This is a genomic window from Paraburkholderia sp. 31.1 (assembly GCF_014397645.1).
GTDB lineage: Bacteria > Pseudomonadota > Gammaproteobacteria > Burkholderiales > Burkholderiaceae > Paraburkholderia > Paraburkholderia tuberum.
Genome location: NZ_VZQN01000011.1, coordinates 1 through 15,258, shown reverse-complemented (window position 1 = coordinate 15,258; position 15,258 = coordinate 1). Strand labels below are relative to the sequence as shown.

General features: G+C 63.1%; 15 protein-coding genes and 2 pseudogenes. 6 read left to right on the top strand and 11 right to left on the bottom strand.

The annotated features are described in order from the left end of the window. Positions 1 to 8: 8 nt before the first annotated feature. From F6X37_RS10215 to F6X37_RS10200, 4 genes are all read right to left on the bottom strand, one after another. Positions 9 to 1,580: a DHA2 family efflux MFS transporter permease subunit gene (locus tag F6X37_RS10215; protein ID WP_187611181.1), complete on the bottom strand. Its 1,572-nt coding sequence runs from the start codon at positions 1,578 to 1,580 to the stop codon at positions 9 to 11. 7 nt (positions 1,581 to 1,587) lie between these two features. After that, a complete protein-coding gene (locus F6X37_RS10210; protein ID WP_187611180.1) occupies positions 1,588 to 2,688 on the bottom strand; it encodes an HlyD family secretion protein in 1,101 nt (366 codons plus the stop codon). 81 nt (positions 2,689 to 2,769) lie between these two features. Next, a complete protein-coding gene (locus tag F6X37_RS10205) occupies positions 2,770 to 3,192 on the bottom strand; it encodes a MarR family winged helix-turn-helix transcriptional regulator (RefSeq protein WP_184025155.1) in 423 nt (140 codons plus the stop codon). Between the two features lie 83 nt (positions 3,193 to 3,275). Next, positions 3,276 to 3,698, bottom strand: a complete 423-nt coding sequence (locus F6X37_RS10200; protein ID WP_187611179.1) for a MarR family winged helix-turn-helix transcriptional regulator — start codon at positions 3,696 to 3,698, stop codon at positions 3,276 to 3,278. A gap of 417 nt (positions 3,699 to 4,115) precedes the next feature. Here F6X37_RS10200 and F6X37_RS10195 point away from each other — a divergent pair, with 417 nt between their 5' ends. The 4 genes from F6X37_RS10195 to F6X37_RS10180 are packed head-to-tail and all read left to right on the top strand — an operon-like array spanning position 4,116 to position 8,240. Next, positions 4,116 to 6,461: a TonB-dependent receptor gene (locus F6X37_RS10195; protein WP_184063506.1), complete on the top strand. Its 2,346-nt coding sequence runs from the start codon at positions 4,116 to 4,118 to the stop codon at positions 6,459 to 6,461. Between the two features lie 21 nt (positions 6,462 to 6,482). Beyond that, the gene (locus F6X37_RS10190; RefSeq protein ID WP_090807159.1) at positions 6,483 to 7,106 is read left to right on the top strand and encodes a MotA/TolQ/ExbB proton channel family protein; all 624 of its coding nucleotides are present in this window, start codon (positions 6,483 to 6,485) and stop codon (positions 7,104 to 7,106) included. Continuing rightward, the gene (locus F6X37_RS10185; RefSeq protein WP_184007118.1) at positions 7,106 to 7,504 is read left to right on the top strand and encodes an ExbD/TolR family protein; all 399 of its coding nucleotides are present in this window, start codon (positions 7,106 to 7,108) and stop codon (positions 7,502 to 7,504) included. The genes F6X37_RS10190 and F6X37_RS10185 overlap by 1 nt, the downstream gene beginning before the upstream one ends. After that, the gene (locus F6X37_RS10180; RefSeq protein ID WP_316251952.1) at positions 7,497 to 8,240 is read left to right on the top strand and encodes a TonB family protein; all 744 of its coding nucleotides are present in this window, start codon (positions 7,497 to 7,499) and stop codon (positions 8,238 to 8,240) included. Before F6X37_RS10185 ends, F6X37_RS10180 begins: the two co-directional genes overlap by 8 nt. Positions 8,241 to 8,247: 7 nt before the next feature. Here F6X37_RS10180 and F6X37_RS10175 read toward each other — a convergent pair. Continuing rightward, positions 8,248 to 9,660: pseudogene (locus F6X37_RS10175) on the bottom strand (tannase/feruloyl esterase family alpha/beta hydrolase); the annotation flags it as partial. On the opposite strand from F6X37_RS10175, the gene F6X37_RS10170 reads away from it, so the two are divergent. Further along, positions 9,661 to 9,951: a hypothetical protein gene (locus tag F6X37_RS10170; RefSeq protein WP_184025141.1), complete on the top strand. Its 291-nt coding sequence runs from the start codon at positions 9,661 to 9,663 to the stop codon at positions 9,949 to 9,951. It begins immediately after the preceding pseudogene. A 58-nt stretch (positions 9,952 to 10,009) separates the two neighbouring features. Here F6X37_RS10170 and F6X37_RS10165 read toward each other — a convergent pair whose 3' ends face one another. After that, positions 10,010 to 10,822 carry a DUF4377 domain-containing protein gene (locus F6X37_RS10165; RefSeq protein WP_316251951.1) on the bottom strand — a complete coding sequence of 271 codons (813 nt, stop codon included), beginning with the start codon at positions 10,820 to 10,822 and terminating at the stop codon, positions 10,010 to 10,012. Positions 10,823 to 11,095: 273 nt separating this feature from the next. Then, a complete protein-coding gene (locus tag F6X37_RS10160) occupies positions 11,096 to 11,629 on the bottom strand; it encodes a hypothetical protein (RefSeq protein ID WP_187611178.1) in 534 nt (177 codons plus the stop codon). An 88-nt stretch (positions 11,630 to 11,717) separates the two neighbouring features. On the opposite strand from F6X37_RS10160, the gene F6X37_RS10155 reads away from it, so the two are divergent. Then, positions 11,718 to 12,650 carry a LysR family transcriptional regulator gene (locus F6X37_RS10155; RefSeq protein WP_187611177.1) on the top strand — a complete coding sequence of 311 codons (933 nt, stop codon included), beginning with the start codon at positions 11,718 to 11,720 and terminating at the stop codon, positions 12,648 to 12,650. 30 nt (positions 12,651 to 12,680) lie between these two features. On the opposite strand, the pseudogene F6X37_RS10150 reads toward F6X37_RS10155, so the two are convergent. From F6X37_RS10150 to F6X37_RS10135, 4 genes and pseudogenes are all read right to left on the bottom strand, one after another. After that, positions 12,681 to 12,758, bottom strand: a pseudogene (locus tag F6X37_RS10150) (transposase); the annotation flags it as partial. Positions 12,759 to 12,906: 148 nt separating this feature from the next. Then, complete coding sequence (locus F6X37_RS10145; RefSeq protein ID WP_018423522.1) at positions 12,907 to 13,374, bottom strand: universal stress protein; 468 nt, start codon at positions 13,372 to 13,374, stop codon at positions 12,907 to 12,909. Positions 13,375 to 13,555: 181 nt separating this feature from the next. Beyond that, positions 13,556 to 13,741: a hypothetical protein gene (locus F6X37_RS10140; RefSeq protein WP_090807171.1), complete on the bottom strand. Its 186-nt coding sequence runs from the start codon at positions 13,739 to 13,741 to the stop codon at positions 13,556 to 13,558. A 676-nt stretch (positions 13,742 to 14,417) separates the two neighbouring features. Then, on the bottom strand, positions 14,418 to 14,645 hold the full coding sequence (locus F6X37_RS10135; RefSeq protein ID WP_262419850.1) for a hypothetical protein: 228 nt from the start codon (positions 14,643 to 14,645) through the stop codon (positions 14,418 to 14,420). Positions 14,646 to 15,258 lie beyond the last annotated feature (613 nt).

The following is a 15,258-nucleotide window of genomic DNA, read 5'->3' as shown; positions in this document are numbered from 1 at the left end:
TTGGTCTCCTAATGGGCATCGGGCGGGGGCGCGCCGTTGCCGAACGGGCGCGAAAACAGCACGCTCAGCAAGCCGACCACGAAGCACAGCGCCACCGCCAAAAAGGCGTCCGAGAATGCGAGCACCAGCGCTTCGCGCATCAATGCCGCGTGCAATTCGGCGAGCCCCGCACTCGCGGCGTTCAAGACATCACCACCAACGGCCGACAGATACTCGGCCTGCTTCTGCAAGATCGATTCGACGACCGGACGGCCCGCATTCAGATGTTCGTCGAGCCGTTCGTAGTGCAGGTTCAGACGGTCGTTCAACATCGTGCTGCTGACCGCGATGCCGATCGCACCGCCGAGATTGCGCATCAGATTGAACAGCCCGCTCGCGGAGCGCAGCCGCGACGGCGGCAACGCACCGAGCGCCATCGTCACGATCGGCGGAATACAGAATTGCTGGCCAATTCCGCGCAACGCTTGCGGAATCAGCAACTGCTGCCAGCCCCATTGGTTTGTCAACGGCACGTACAGATAGCAGCCGATGCCAAACAGCGCGAGTCCGAACACCATCAGCATGCGCATATCGACGAAGCGCGCGAGCGTCGAGTAGGCGGCCAGCGCGAGCAACTGAAAACAGCCAACGGACAGCAACGCGAGACCAATCTGCAACGAATCGAAGCCGCGCACGCGCGCAAGAAACACCGGCGTCAGAAACACGGTGCAGAAGATTCCGATCCCGGTAATGAACGACAGCAGACTGCCGATACCGAAATTGCGCAACGCCAGTGCGCGCAGATCGACGATCGGTTCCTTCGCGGTGAACGCATGCACGAGGAACAGAAACCCGCAGATGGCCGCGACCCACGCGCACAGCACGATCACGTCGTCGCCGAACCAGTTTTTGCGCGGTCCCTCTTCGAGCACGTATTCGAGGCAACCGAGAAAACCCGACATCAGCAAGATGCCGAAGTAGTCGCCCTTTTTCAGCAAGGACAGATCGACCTTGTCGATATGCACGTACTTCGGCACCAACAGCGTGACGGCGACGCCCGGTACCAGGTTCAGATAGAACAGCCAGTGCCACGACCATTGCGACGTGATCCAGCCGCCGATCACCGGGCCGATCGTCGGCGCAAGCGACGCAAGCGCGCCGATCGTCGTCGACGCGATCAAACGCTGCTTGCCGGGAAACAGTACGAACGCGGTCGTGAACACGGTCGGGATCATTGCGGCACCGAGCGCGCCTTGCAGACCGCGAAACAGGATCATCGAGTTGATGTCCCACGCGAGACCGCACAGCATGCTGGTGACCGTGAAGCCGAACGCGGAGAAGGTGAAGACCCAGCGCGTCGAGAACACGCGCGTGAGCCACCCCGACATCGGAATCACGATGATCTCCGCGATCAGATACGAGGTCTGCACCCAGGAGAGTTCATCCTGACTGGCGGACAGTCCGCCGCCGATATCGCGCAGCGACGATGCGACGATCTGGATATCGAGCGTCGCCATGAAAAAGCCGACGCACATCAGCGCGAATGCGAAGACCTTGGTGCGGGTCGGCTGGTCGGCGGGGTTGTCAAAAGCGTGAGTCATGATCGGTTCATCCCTGCGCGGCCGGATGGCCCGCATCGAGGTGCACTTTCACGGTCGCGGACAGGCCCGGACGCAGCACGCCCTGCATGTCCTTCGGCACGTCGAGGCGCACGCGCACCGGCACGCGCTGCACGATCTTCGTGAAGTTGCCGGTCGCGTTTTCCGCGGGCAAGACGCTGAAGGTCGCACCGGTCGCCGGTGCAAGACTGTCGACCACGCCGTGCAGCGTCGTGCTCGACGCATCGAGTTCGACGTCGACGCTGTCGCCCGAATGCATTTTGCGCAGTTGATCTTCCTTGAAGTTCGCGTCGATCCATAAACCGCTCGCCGGCACGACGGTCAGCAGCGACACGCCCATGTTGGCGAGCAGCCCAACGCGAGCCGTGCGATTGCCGACATAGCCATCGATCGGCGAGCGGATCGTCGTGTACTCGACGTTCAACGCGGCGACGCGCTGCGCGGCCTGCGCGGTCGCGATGTGCGCTTTCGCGTCGCCGATCTGAGCGTCGAGCACCGCGATCTGGCGTTGCGCCGCGAGCAGCGCCGCGCTGCTGCGATCGACCGCGGCGCGCGCTTTGGCCAGATCGGCGTCGGCCTTCTCGACGACCTGGTTCGACACCGCGTCGTCTTTCACGAGCTCGCGGTAGCGCGTCTCATCGGCGGCGCTGCGTGTGAGCTCGGCGCCCGACGCGCGGACCTCGGCGGCCTGCTCGTTGATCGCCGCGAGTTGCAGTGATTTCTTCGCTTCGAGTTCGGTGACGGCGGCCTGCGCGCTCTCCACTTCAGCGCTGGCCTGGGCGAGGCGCGCGTCGTAGTCGCGGGCATCGAGACGCACGAGCACCTGGTTGGCGTGCACGAACTCGTTGTCGTGCACGAGCACGTCGGTGACGAAGCCGTTGACCTTCGGCGCCATCACCGTGACGTCGCCGCCGACGTACGCATCGTCGGTGCTCTCGACGAAGCGGCCGACGAAGAACCAGTACGAAGTGGCAAGCGCCAACACGACGAGAACGGAGAGGATCGCGAGCAGCATCCACGGGATACGCCGCGCCTGTCTGGCGGGTTGTACCGCGCTTGGCGGCGCGACGGTCGAAGGAGTTATGGACATGGTGTCGATATGTGCGTATGCACTCTTCAGATTGAAAAAAACGGCGCAGTGCGCCGGCCTCCGCTATCTTCAGCGTTTATGTCAAAGCGTATCCCGGGTGATCGCAAACAGCTCGGTGCGCAGTGCAGCCGCGCGCTCCTCGCCGAAGCGGTGCTCGAACTCGGCCTGTGCGGCATACCAATGAGCGCGGCCTGCGTCTTGCCGCTCTTCGCCCGCGGCGGTCAGCGAGATCAGCAGCGCGCGCGCATCCGCGCCCATCGCCTCGCTCGACACCAGCCCGTCGCGTCGCAGCGGTTGAATCGTACGGACCAGCGTGGTGCGCTGCATGCGCATGGCCTCGGCAATCTGCTTCATCGTCATCGGACCGGTGCGCTTCAGGCGCCCCAGCAGCGAAAACTGCGTGATGGTCAGCCCGACATTCGACAGGTGCCGGTCGTAGATCTGCGATACGTGACGCGCGGCCTGGCGGATCGCAAAGCAGTCGTCGTCGAAAAGCGCTTCCATTCGCTTCACTTCCTTTGCTCGTTAGTGCATATGCACATTAGGCGGCGTCATAAAACCCGCCGAAGCGGGTTCCTACGCGCGATCTAACCGGTGATGCTGAATAGCTCGGTACGCAGCGTCTTTGCGCGGGCGCGGCCGAACTTCTTTTCGAATTCGTCCTGTGCGGCGCGCCATGCGACGGAGGCCTGATCGAACGTCGTCTCGCCTTTTTCCGTCAGGCTGAACAGCAACGTGCGGTTGTCGTGGTCCGCCGCCTCGGCCAGCACGAGGCCGTCGCGCTGCAGGGGCTTCATCGCGCGGACCAGCGTGGTGCGCTCCATCACCATCGCGTCAGCGAGCTCCGCCATAGGCAGGTTCGGTGTGCGCGCGAGCTTCGCGAGGATCGTGAACTGCGCAGCGGTCAGCCCGACGCCGCCGAGATGGCGCTCGTACATCTGCGTGACGTGCCGCGCCGCCTGGCGCAGCGCGAAGCAGTTGCATTCGTCGTAGGAGAGAGGACGGTTCATGGAGCGAAGTTTATGTGTGCATATGCACTGTGTCAAGTTTTTCGAATGGCAACGGGCAAATGCCTCAGCCGTTGCGCTACGGCGGCCTTCATCTTGCGACTTGCCAGCTGTAATTGTTATGTTATAACATGACCAAAAATTGGCGCTCCAGCCCTGCCGTTTTTCACACCGGCCCACTGCGACGTCCAACAAAATCCGTCCGACCTATGAGCGGACAGTCCATGCTCAACGACCACTTATGACCGTCATCGCCATTACCGTTCTCATCGAAAAGTAGGCCTGATCGACGGGCCTGCTATCGCGCGTCGTCAACCTCCAGTTCGCCTGTCCTTCCCCTGCCGGCCAGGGGCGAGGTGGGCGAGCTTTTGCCGAACGCTTCTGTTCATCAACGCATCGTCCTTAGCGCGAGCAACAACAATGAAAAACCGCACACTGACCGCACAGGCGGCGATCGTGTTCTGTACCGCCATCTCGAACGCATGGGGTGCGCCCGGCAACGCCATGTTGACGGGCACGGTCTCCGATCCCGCGGGCCATCCCGTCGCTCACGCGAAAGTGGAGGTACAGGACGCGAGCGGCGCCTCCATCGGCGCGTCGAACACGGACACGTCGGGCCACTTCTCGATCGACGGCGTGGCGCCCGGCACGTATGCGGTCGTCGTCACCGCGGCCGGTTTTGCAAGCGGCAGCAGCATCGCGACCGCCCAGTCCGGCGCCCCGGCAAGCGTCAGCGTACAACTGCAAAAGAGCGATACACTCGACGTGCAGGTCAACGCACAACGTCTGAACGCTGCCCGCAACGGCTTGCTGCCCGAAACGGGCAGCAGCGTCTATCGCTTCACGCAGGCGGACATCGACACGATGCCGGCGGGCGCGAACACGCCGCTCAATCAGGTGCTGCTGCAAGCGCCCGGCGTCGCCAACGACTCGTACGGCCAGCTGCACGTGCGCGGCGAGCACGCCAATTTGCAATACCGGATCAACGGCATCATCATTCCGGAGCCGATCAGCGGCTTCGGCCAGTCGCTCGACACGCGCATCATCGATCAAATGAACCTGCTCACTGGCGCCCTGCCCGCGCAGTACGGCTACCGCACGGCCGGTATCGTCGACATCCGCACCAAATCGGGCGACATGGGCAGCGGCGGCTCGATCGACGTATTCGGCGGCAGCCATCAGACCGTCAAAACGAGCGCCGACGTGTTCGGCAGCGAGGGACCGTTCAGCTACTACCTGAGCGGCTCGCTCGGCATGAACAATCTCGGCATCGAGAATCCGACGGCGAGCGCCAGTGCGATTCACGATCACACGCGCCAGGGCAATGCATTCGGCTATCTGTCGTATCTGCTCAATCCGCTCACTCGTGTGAGTCTGTTGTTCGGCGCGACCAGCAACCAGTTCGAGATTCCGAACACGCCGGGGCTCACGCCGAACTTCGCGCTCAACGGCCACAGCACGTTCGATTCGTCGCAACTGAACGAAACGCAATCGGAGCTGAACAATTTCGCGGCGCTCGCGCTTCAAGGCACCAACGGCGGCGCGCTCGATTACCAGGTCGCCTTCTTTACGCGCTATACGCGCACGAAGTTCAACCCCGATCCGATCGGCGACCTCATGTTCAACGGGGTAGCATCGGAGGACTTCCATAGCAACACAGCCAACGGCGTGCAGGTCGATACGACCTGGCGCATCAACGACAGTCACACGGTTCGCGCGGGCGTCTTCTTCCAGCAGGAACACGCGATATTCGACAATAACGTGTCTGTGTTCCCCGCCGACGCGGACGGCAACCAGCTCTCCGACGTGCCCTTCAACATCCAGGACAGCAGCAGCAAGACCGGCTATCTGTACAGCCTGTACGCGCAGGACGAATGGAAGCTGACCGACCGGCTCACGCTGAACTATGGCTTGCGCTACGACCGCATGGACGAGTACACGAGCGCGAGCCAGTTGAGCCCACGCGTCGGCCTCGTCTACACGCTCACGTCGTCCACGACGCTGCACGCCGGCTACGCGCGCTACTTCACGCCGCCGCCGTTCGAACTCGTGTCCGGCTCGACGATATCGAAGTTCGACGGCACGACGAATCAGAGTTCGGTAACGCAGAACGATCCCGTACAGCCGGAACGCAGCCACTATTTCGATCTCGGCATCACGCAGAAACTCGGCCCTGCGGTCACGCTCGGACTCGACGCGTACTACAAGAAATCGACCGACCTGCTCGACGAAGGACAGTTCGGCTCCGCGCTGATCTACACGCCGTTCAACTACCAGTACGGCAGAACGTATGGCGTCGAATTCACCGCCAACTACAAACAGGACAATCTCTCCGCGTATCTGAACCTCGCGTATAGCCGCGCGCAAGGCAAGAACATCAACTCCGCGCAGTTCAATTTCGGTGCGGACGAACTGGCGTACATCTCGAACAACTGGGTGTACCTCGATCACGACCAGCGCGTGACCGCATCGTTCGGCGCGGCATACGACTTCCACCAAACCACCTTCACGTTCGACGGAATCGTCGGCTCCGGCCTGCGCAGCGGCTTTGCGAACACCGACCGCCTGCCCGTCTATGCGCAGTTCAACCTCGGCGTAATCCAGCACTTCAACGAGCCGATGATCGGCAAGTTCGACGCGCGTCTGGTGGTGATCAACGCATTCAACCGCGTGTACGAGTTGCGTGACGGCTCGGGCATCGGCGTCGGCGCGCCGCAGTACGGTCCGCATTTCGCGGTTTATGCGGGCGTGACCAAGTACTTCTGATCGACGGCAGGGAGAATCATCATGCAGGAATGGACAGGCTTTATCGCGGCGATGCGCACCGGCGGATGGATCATGTATCCGCTCAGCGTGCTCGGCGTGCTCGCATTGACCATCATCATCGAGCGGGCGTATGTGTTTGCCCGCTTCGCAAGCGCACCGGCGCGTGTTTTGCAACCCACGTCGTCAGCCGATGACAACCGTCTCGACCGCCTCGCGCCGCACCACGCGTTTCGGCGCATGGCCGCACCGTGGCTGTCGGAATCAGACTCGCCGCTGTGGCTGCGCGAGGCGTCGGCGCAATCGATCGCGTCACAGATCGAGCGCGACATGGGCCGCGGTCTGTGGCTACTGGAGACGATCGTCACGGCGGCGCCGCTGCTCGGCTTGCTCGGCACGATCGTCGGGATGATGAAGTCATTCCAGCTGTTCGGCGGCAATGGGCTCGTCGATCCGGGCGGCGTCACGGGCGGGGTGGCGCAGTCGCTGGTGGCGACCGCGATCGGACTCATCGTCGCGGTCTTCGCACTGTTCGCGTTCAACTATTTTTCACGGCGGCTCGAGCGTCTGATGGATGAACTCGAACTGTTCGCCAACGCGCGACTCAGCGCGCTGCGCCTGCAACAAGAGGCGCGAGGCGAGCGCTGATGAAACTCAAACGCTCGCGCGCCTCGCGGCGCGGCCGCATCGAAATCATTCCGATGATCGACGTGATGTTCTTTCTGCTCGCGACCTTCATGCTCGCCTCGCTGGCGATGCAACGTCTCGACGCGGTGCGGATCAACCTGCCTTCGGGACGCGCGCAGCCGATCAGCACGAGCGAGCCGCTGACGATATCGGTGAACGGCAACGACGAGGTCTCGGTCAATCGCCACGTCGTTCGCGCGGATCAGATCGAGCCTGAAGTGAAGCGCCTGCTGCGCGCGGACGGCAACGTCGTCATCGCGGCCGACGATCACGCGGGTCACGGCGCGGTCGTGCAGGCCATGCTCGCGGCGCGACGCGCGGGCGCCGAACACTTTCTGATCGCCGTGCATCGTGATTAAAGCTTGCCGCGAGCTGTTCGGGGGGCACGTTGTGGGACCGCTGCGTACCGCCGTCGCTTGTCTGATCTCGCTGGGTATCTGGCTTCTGGTGCTGGCTGCGCTGTCGTCCGGGTTGCTGAAGTCGAGTCAGCCAGCCCCACCGCCTGCTCCACTGGATATGCGCGTGGTCGTGCTCGACGAGCCTGCGCCGCCTGAATCCCGTCCGTCGCAAACTCCGGTTGCGGTTCCAGCGGAACAGGCGCCACGGCACGCGCAGACGCAATCGCGTACCTCAGCGCATCGCGCGGTGTCGCCTGTGCCAACCAGGCCGCAGACGCTGACGACGCCCGCTGCCGCAGCGCCGTCGGCACCGGTTGCTAGTCAGGCACAACGCCCGTCGCAAGACGAGCAGCCGGAACAAACGGCCGCCGCGGGATCGCAGCAATCATCCGCACAGCGCGACGCCGCTCCAGCCGCCTCGGCAAGCTCCAACACCGCCGCCCGCTCCATATCGCAACCGCTACCGACGCTGCCCGACGACTTGCGCGAGCAGGCCTATCAGACGATCGCGACAGCCCGCTTCACGATCCACGCCGACGGCTCGGTCGATGTCGAGCTCATTCACGCGACGCCGAACCCCCGTCTCAATCAGCTGCTGCTCGAGACGTTGCGGCGCTGGCGCTTTTTTCCCGCGCTGCGCGATGGCCGGCCCGTCGAAAGCACGCAAAACATCCGCGTGCATTTCAACGTCAGTTGAACAGCGCCTACTGGCTTGCGCAGGTGAAATTCGCCGCGACGTTCACGTCGCCCGAGCCGTTATAGCGGGGAAAGGTCGGATATTGGCACAGCGGCCGTGTGCGTCCGGGCACGCCCGCCGTATCGGCGACGATCTGCGCGGGCGGCACCACGCCGTTTTCGACCCAGTTTTCGAGCGTCGTCAGCGAATCCCACGAGGCGTTGAACACGGTGCTGAGCGCATGGCCATAGCCGGGAATCTCGTAGAAGCGCACGAAGTTCGCCACGGTGGACACGCCCATCGTCGCTTGCAGACGCTGATAGTACTGCTCGGTCGAACGCGTGCTGACGAGCGCGTCGGCCATGCCGTGCGCCATCAGGATCTTGCCGCCCTTCGCATTGAAGGCCGACAGATCCGTCTTGTTGACGTCCTGCAGGCCCGTCAGCTGACTGATGCGCGCCTGCAGACTGCCCGGATTCTGCGGATCGACGGCGAGCGAGTTGTAGTTCGGGTCGCGCGTGACGAAGTAGCGGATCCACTGGTCCCAGAACACGCTCAGATACGGCGCGGTCGTGGGCATCGGCGATGCGGGCTGTGACATGCCGAGCGCGAGCGTGGTCACTGTCGGCTGCAACGCCGAAGAATTCGCGATGCCGAGATCGGCGCCGTACACGTTGAAGCCCGGATACTGCGTCTCGCCGCTCGCGAGCGTGTAGCCGAACGTGATCGGCGTGTTGTACACGTTCAGCGCCGCGATCTGCGCGTCGGACAGACAGGTGTTGCCGGTATCCGCGCCGCCCGCGCAACGCAGCGGCGCGCCGTTCAGCGTCGCCGTCGCGGGATTGAAGGTCGCGTTGCACGCGGCGACGTTGCTGATCAGACCGTCGGCAACGCCGTCGAGCGCGTCGCAACTCGCGAGCACCGTGTCGAGCAGCACCTTGCGCTTCGCCTGGTCGAGATAGGCACCCGGCGCCGCCAGTGCGCGCGTGATGCGGCCGAACTGCAGATCGAGGCTCGCGGCCGCCCATGCCGGATACAGCACGATCGAGCCGTCCCAATCCTGCGGCCAGCGTTGCACCACCGCCAGCGCCTCGCGTCCGCCCGACGAGCCGCCCGCGAAATACGCCCGCTTCGGCGCCTTCACCGCGTAGCGCGCGTCGATCAGATAGACGGCCGCGTCGCGGGTTTTCTTCAGTGCGTCGCCGTTGAAGTTCTGCATCGCTTCGTCGTTCACGCCGAACGACGCGTCCTCGCTGCCGAGCGCATTGGCCTCGTGTCCCGAGTCACTCGCGAACACCGCGTAGCCGCGGCCAAGCGGAGTCAGTTGCGCGGTCGGGCCGGCCGGCACGTTGCCTGTCGGCGCGGGAATCGTGCCGTCGTAGCCGCCGCCGAACATCATGATCTTGCTGTTCCAGTTGGTCGGCATCGCGATCTGGAACTGATGAAAGTTTTCGCCATCGCAACCGCACAACCGACCCTCACCCCGGACAAGCTCCAGCAGCACATGCCCCACGAGGTGCCGGCCACGCTCCAGCTTTATCTCGACGGCAAGGTCGAGCAGTTCTGGTTCCGCGACAAGGCCGGACCGATTTTCCTGATGAACGTCGGGTCGGTCGACGAGGCCAAGGCAATACTCAACGCGTTGCCGCTCGTGGCTGACGGGCTGATGAAGTATGAATACCTGCCGGTGGGACCGCTCGCGCCGCTGGGGCGGCTGATTCAGAAGGGGTGAAGTCACGCTGATGGGGAGCCGTGCCGCCAATGTGCCTGGCGGCACGTTTGAAGAAGCATTACTGCCCGACCTTCTCCGATTCGACGACCAGGTCCAGCACATAAGCGACCGACGGCCCATCGGCAGGCGGGTTCCTGACTGTGAAACGCTTCACGCGCACGACGTTACGGATGCCCGGCGTGTGCGTATAGCCTTCGATATCCTGATTCAACGGGTGCCACGGACCAGGCGTGCCGGTCGCCAGGCCCTGCTCGTCGAAGAAGCGATCGCGCACGAGCAGACATTGCGCGTTCGGCATCAACGGATGGTTGCACGGCACGGACTGCGCCGCCACTTCAAGGAACGCTATTTGACCGGGGCCGCCGTAGCGCATCTCGGCCGTGGGCACACCGCTAAAGCTCAGCGTGTCGCCGCTATCGGTGACCAGTTGCAGGCTCGGCGCGTTGTCCCGCGCGAGCAGGGTCACGTTGACGCTGCCGCGCACACGCTGCGAGATCGCATCGTCGAGTGCGGCAAGCGCGGCATCGTGGCAGGCCATCATCGTGCTGACCATCGGGCCGATCTGCAAATACCCTTTCCTGACGGTGTAACCCGCTCCCATGCTGTTGCAGCTATTGACGACGGTGATCCGGTACGGACTGAAGTCGAGCTGCACTGGCCTGTCTGGGCGGACGAACAGGGCATCGATGCGCGTGCCATTGCGATCGATCGCGTTGTTCAGTTGCCAGTGGTATCGGGTCAACAGATCGGTGCCGGTCGGCGACGCCGGGTTGGCGGCGGCCGTGGTTGCCGATGGCGCCGGCGCTGTCACTTCCGGTGCCTGTGCGCAGGCGGCGAGAAAGAGCGGCAGCAATAGCATGCAGTATTTCACGTCGGCACCTCGCTGAGTTCAGTGGTCGTTCCGGGCGTTTGCTCGCGTCGTCGGGCCAAGGGACGCGAGAATCAGGTCGCATGCACGAAAGCCGGAAGTGCCAGTGAAGGGTACCACCCGGCCGCATCAGGCCGGGTTTGCGCACCTGCTTGGTTCAGGCCGCGAGCATCGACTCGACGACCGACAGCATAACGCAGGTGGAAGGCGTAAAAACGTCGCTCGATGCTGATCGGATTCCTCGTTACGTGGCCGAACTGCGGCCAGTGCAGCAGGCTACGCCTGGGAAATGTCACGGCCGACGGAAGGACGGACGTGACGCCGCTTCAGCCGAGGGCGCAACATCAGATAGAAGGCGGCAACATGCGTGATCGCCAGCGTCGGCACATAGATGATCGGAATCGCGTACAAGGCGCCCAGCTCGCCTGCATGCGCGGGCAGATCGGCCGCGGTTGCGTGGTAGTAGTCGATGATCAGGTCGGCCATACCAACAAGATTGAAAGCGACGACGAACGACCAGAAAAGCGGACGTATCCGGGCCGTCAGCAACGCCAGCATCGCCAGCACCCCCGTGGCGAAATCCCCATAGGCGGCGAACACGGCGAAGCTCGCGGACAGTTGCGGACTGACGACACCAGGCAACAGAAAGGCGAGCCCGAAGAAGCGGAAGCTGTGCAACGTGGCGATCGCGCGTTGCGCGTCGAACGGAGCCATCGACTTGAGCTTCGGCCACACGTAGGTGCCGAAGCACAGCAGCCAGGCGAGATAGCCCAAAACGAGGTGCAACTGGAACAGAAGCCGCGATGACATGGTGCCTCCTTGTCAAGTGTTGGACGCGCAGGTGTTAGGTGTACCATCGTCTCGCGCGGGTGACTATTCCTCACAATGTTGACAGGCTATGAAGCAGAACTTCACAGTCAGGCAGGGCGCGCTCGACGGCGTCGAAGTCTTCCTCAGCGTTGCCGAGCATCGCAGTTTTCGCGCGGCCGCCGCGCAACTGGGCGTGACGCCGTCGGCCGTCAGTCAGGCGGTGCGTGTGCTCGAAGCCCGCCTCGGTGCGACGCTCTTCATCCGCACCACGCGCAGCGTCGGCTTGACCGAAGCCGGCGAGCGCTTTCTCGCTCGGGCCAAGCCCGCCTTCGAGGAACTCGTCGCCGCCAGCGAGGTGGCGCGCGGACTCGGCGAGCGACCGTCCGGCCTGTTGCGTCTTTCCGTGCCGCGTGCAGTCGTGCCGATCCTGCTGGAGCCGCTGATCGCGTCATTCTGCAAGGCCAATCCCGAGGTCGAGGTGGAGATAGCGGCCAGCAAGGAGCTGATCGATCTCGCGACGGAAGGCTTCGACGCCGGCATCCGGCTCGGTCAGTTCGTCGCCGCCGACATGGTCGCGGTGCCGCTCACGGCACCGTTCCGTTTTGTCGTCGTGGGAAGTCCCGCCTATTTCGCGGCGCGCGGCCGCCCCGAGCAAATGGACGATCTGCGCGAGCATGCATGCATTCGCTGGCGGCGCTCCAGCGGCGCGCTCGCGTTGTGGTCGTTCAACGACAACGGCCAGCCGATCGAGATCGCCGTCTCCGGTCCTTTCATCGCCAGCGATTTTCCGAGCGTGCTGGGCGCGGCGATCGAAGGCATTGGCCTTGCCCAGCTACCCGAGCCGATGGCCGCCGAGGGGTTGCGAACGGGAAAGCTGGTGGACGTTCTGGAGGCGTACGCGCCGATGGTCCCGGGTGTGTTTCTCTACTATCCGAGCCGCCGCCAGATCATGCCGAAGCTGCGTGCGTTCATCGATCATGTGAAGAGCCGCGCGACGCGCTCGATGCCTGGCGATAGTTGACGAAGTTGATGATGTCGTCGAGGAAGCTCAAAGGTCTTCGCATAGCCGTCGCTCGGACCGGACACCGAAGCAGTAACCCACGATCAGCATGCGAATCATGAGCTCCGGCGTTTCGGCAGCGAGCTGATAGGCGCGGCCATGCGAGCTTTTGTTCGTCAACGCAAGCGTTCTCAGCGTCTCTACGCTCAAGCCGCTTCCAGCTTGCGAGATCGGTCGCGTTTGTCCTGAGCCCATCATCTGCAGCAGTTTGCGGATTTTATGCCGATGGTGCTTCGCTCTCATGCCGCGATTTTTTCATCGTCGCCGGATCGCGCACGATGGTGACCGCGCACGGCGCGTAGGCGAGCACCTGGCGGGCGACCGAACCGATCAGCCAGCGATCGAACGGCGTATGTCCACGATGCCCCACCACGAGATGGTCGATAGCATGCCGCTCCGCGTACAGCACGATCTCCTTTGCCGGCGGGCCGACCACCAGATCGAACTCCACGGCCCCGATCGAAGCGGCGAGCTTCGCCTTGATGTCGTCGAGGATCGCGGTGGCATGGCGCACTTCCAGATCGATCAGACTTTTTCGCTCAACTTCTATCGCACCCCAGTCCGGCGTGCGCGCGACGACGAGCACATGCAAGCGCGCGTCGAAACGCTTCGCGAGATCGACCGCGAAAGCAACGGCATATTGCGCGGACGCCGACCCGTCATAACCTACCAGCACGTTCTGCATGATTTGCTCCTGTGCGGTTCAAACTGGGCCGTGACTTTGTTGGACGAAATGCATCGAGCCATTTGCGTGAACCGCGAGCGCTCCCCGACTTCACGGCGTCGGCGCGAAAGCATGCGCGATCCACTCGCGAACCTGCCGCGTGGATTGTCATGCGGACGACGTCGGCACCGGCGGTGTTGAATCAGTTGTCGTCGCTTCTGGACGGGAGGTGCTCGTGAGGCTCGGGCTCTGCCGCGTCGGCGTTAGGAAGGTCGTCTGGGGCCGGATTTTTCAGGCCCTTCGGATCGGGCTGGCGAGTCTTGCCGGCGGAAGTTTTCGCGGGGTCGAGAGAGGTGCCGGTCGGCTCAGCGGATGGATTGGAGGTCATGATGTGCTCCTGCGCTGATGAATACAGCTTCTACCATGATAGTTCACCTGGCCGATTTGAGGCATACGCGCTGTCACGCCAGCACTGCCGTCACGCCCGCCCGCTGTTTCTAGCCACGCTAACCACAGGATCGCCCCGCGCGCCTTTTGTTGCCGCTGGCGGTGCACGCAAGCGGGCATACCAAGGAAAATTCCGCGTTTCGAATCACACCGAAAAAGCACAGGAAGAAACGCCCGACGGCCTTCGTGAGGACGCGGGCGGGAATCGTAGGTTGATGGAATCATTGCACATAGCCTTACTGCGGGCCGGCGCCCTGCTTGAAAGCACCGCACGGCAACTGCCAGTCAATGGGCAACGTCGGGATCGACTCGGGGTAGTCCGATGACAGCGCCAAATGGGCCACCGTCTCGTCGTACTCGTAAGCCTTACCCTCGTTGGCCAACTGATGTACGGACTTCGTTCGGTGAATCGTTAGCCCGAAGTCACTTTCCAGTCGTGCGATGCGAACCGGATCGGCATGAGCTTTCGCTCCGTTGCCCGTTGGATAACGCTTCGAGCGAAAATCCCCCTTCTCGCCGTTCGGTCGTTGCGTTGACCGCCTCGCGACGCGAAGGAACGCTGAATATGATCTCGTCACCCGAGGGACTGTTTGATGGTTTGCCCCGCGCGCACCAGACTAGCGATAGTTCACGAAGTCGATCAGGTCATTGAGGAACCAGGGCAGAATAAGTTGCGTGTCGGAATAGCTGGTGCCGACAGTGAGTCTCGGTGGTCTTGACGTGGAGTCAGCGGACGGTGCGCCGTCTGGAACGTGCAGGATGTAGGCGTTCGTATCGACCGCCGGCTGATTGTTCGCCGGAGTCGATGTGCAGCCGGTAGCGAGAACGACGAGAACTGCTGCCAAGCAACGAGACTTCATGAGCGGGTGAACTCCGGCGACGTTTTCTACATTATGGCTGAACTGACTTGAATACCGGCAACGAACTGAACCCCATCACAAAGTCAACACCGTTACGCCCAATGCCGTCCGACGTGCGCCCGCCGCCGACGATCGTCCCAGGGCTGGTGGCCGAACAGATGTACCCGGACGAGCTACGCAATGGACCGAACCGCCTGAGTGCGCGACTAGGGCTTGCGCAGGTGGTCGGAAGGAAACAGAAGCACTGGCGCCGCCACCTACCGGCGCTCTCGCGCGCTTGGAATCTTTGAGAGTCCGTGCTGCGCCGCTGTGCCACGCACTTGAACAGCGTTATGGTTTTCGCCGCCTTGATGTAATGACCCGGTGGGAGCAGCAATCGCAGGGCTTATCTGGACCGCAGAGCCACGGCGAAGGAACGTGATGGCCGGATTGCCGGCGCGAATTCGCTAGACTGACGCGGATGTCGCCGGCCGGTAGAGTCGAGATGTGGCGCGGTGGCAGTAGGTTCGGTTTGTCTGTTCTCCGCCCCTTTCGTCTGGCGGTGCCCGAGTAACCTCACCCTAACTCCGTTTCCACACCCCGCTCATCGAACCGGACA

What these genes read in the sequence shown, in the direction of transcription:
- F6X37_RS10190 (WP_090807159.1), top strand. Translation starts at nt 6,483, where the DNA reads ATGCAGGAATGGACAGGCTTTATCGCGGCGATGCGCACCGGCGGATGG.
- F6X37_RS10140 (WP_090807171.1), bottom strand. Translation starts at nt 13,741, where the DNA reads ATGACCTCCAATCCATCCGCTGAGCCGACCGGCACCTCTCTCGACCCC.
- F6X37_RS10195 (WP_184063506.1), top strand. Translation starts at nt 4,116, where the DNA reads ATGAAAAACCGCACACTGACCGCACAGGCGGCGATCGTGTTCTGTACC.
- F6X37_RS10160 (WP_187611178.1), bottom strand. Translation starts at nt 11,629, where the DNA reads ATGTCATCGCGGCTTCTGTTCCAGTTGCACCTCGTTTTGGGCTATCTC.
- F6X37_RS10200 (WP_187611179.1), bottom strand. Translation starts at nt 3,698, where the DNA reads ATGAACCGTCCTCTCTCCTACGACGAATGCAACTGCTTCGCGCTGCGC.
- F6X37_RS10155 (WP_187611177.1), top strand. Translation starts at nt 11,718, where the DNA reads ATGAAGCAGAACTTCACAGTCAGGCAGGGCGCGCTCGACGGCGTCGAA.
- F6X37_RS10170 (WP_184025141.1), top strand. Translation starts at nt 9,661, where the DNA reads ATGAAAGTTTTCGCCATCGCAACCGCACAACCGACCCTCACCCCGGAC.
- F6X37_RS10205 (WP_184025155.1), bottom strand. Translation starts at nt 3,192, where the DNA reads ATGGAAGCGCTTTTCGACGACGACTGCTTTGCGATCCGCCAGGCCGCG.
- F6X37_RS10185 (WP_184007118.1), top strand. Translation starts at nt 7,106, where the DNA reads ATGAAACTCAAACGCTCGCGCGCCTCGCGGCGCGGCCGCATCGAAATC.
- F6X37_RS10145 (WP_018423522.1), bottom strand. Translation starts at nt 13,374, where the DNA reads ATGCAGAACGTGCTGGTAGGTTATGACGGGTCGGCGTCCGCGCAATAT.
- F6X37_RS10215 (WP_187611181.1), bottom strand. Translation starts at nt 1,580, where the DNA reads ATGACTCACGCTTTTGACAACCCCGCCGACCAGCCGACCCGCACCAAG.
- F6X37_RS10210 (WP_187611180.1), bottom strand. Translation starts at nt 2,688, where the DNA reads ATGTCCATAACTCCTTCGACCGTCGCGCCGCCAAGCGCGGTACAACCC.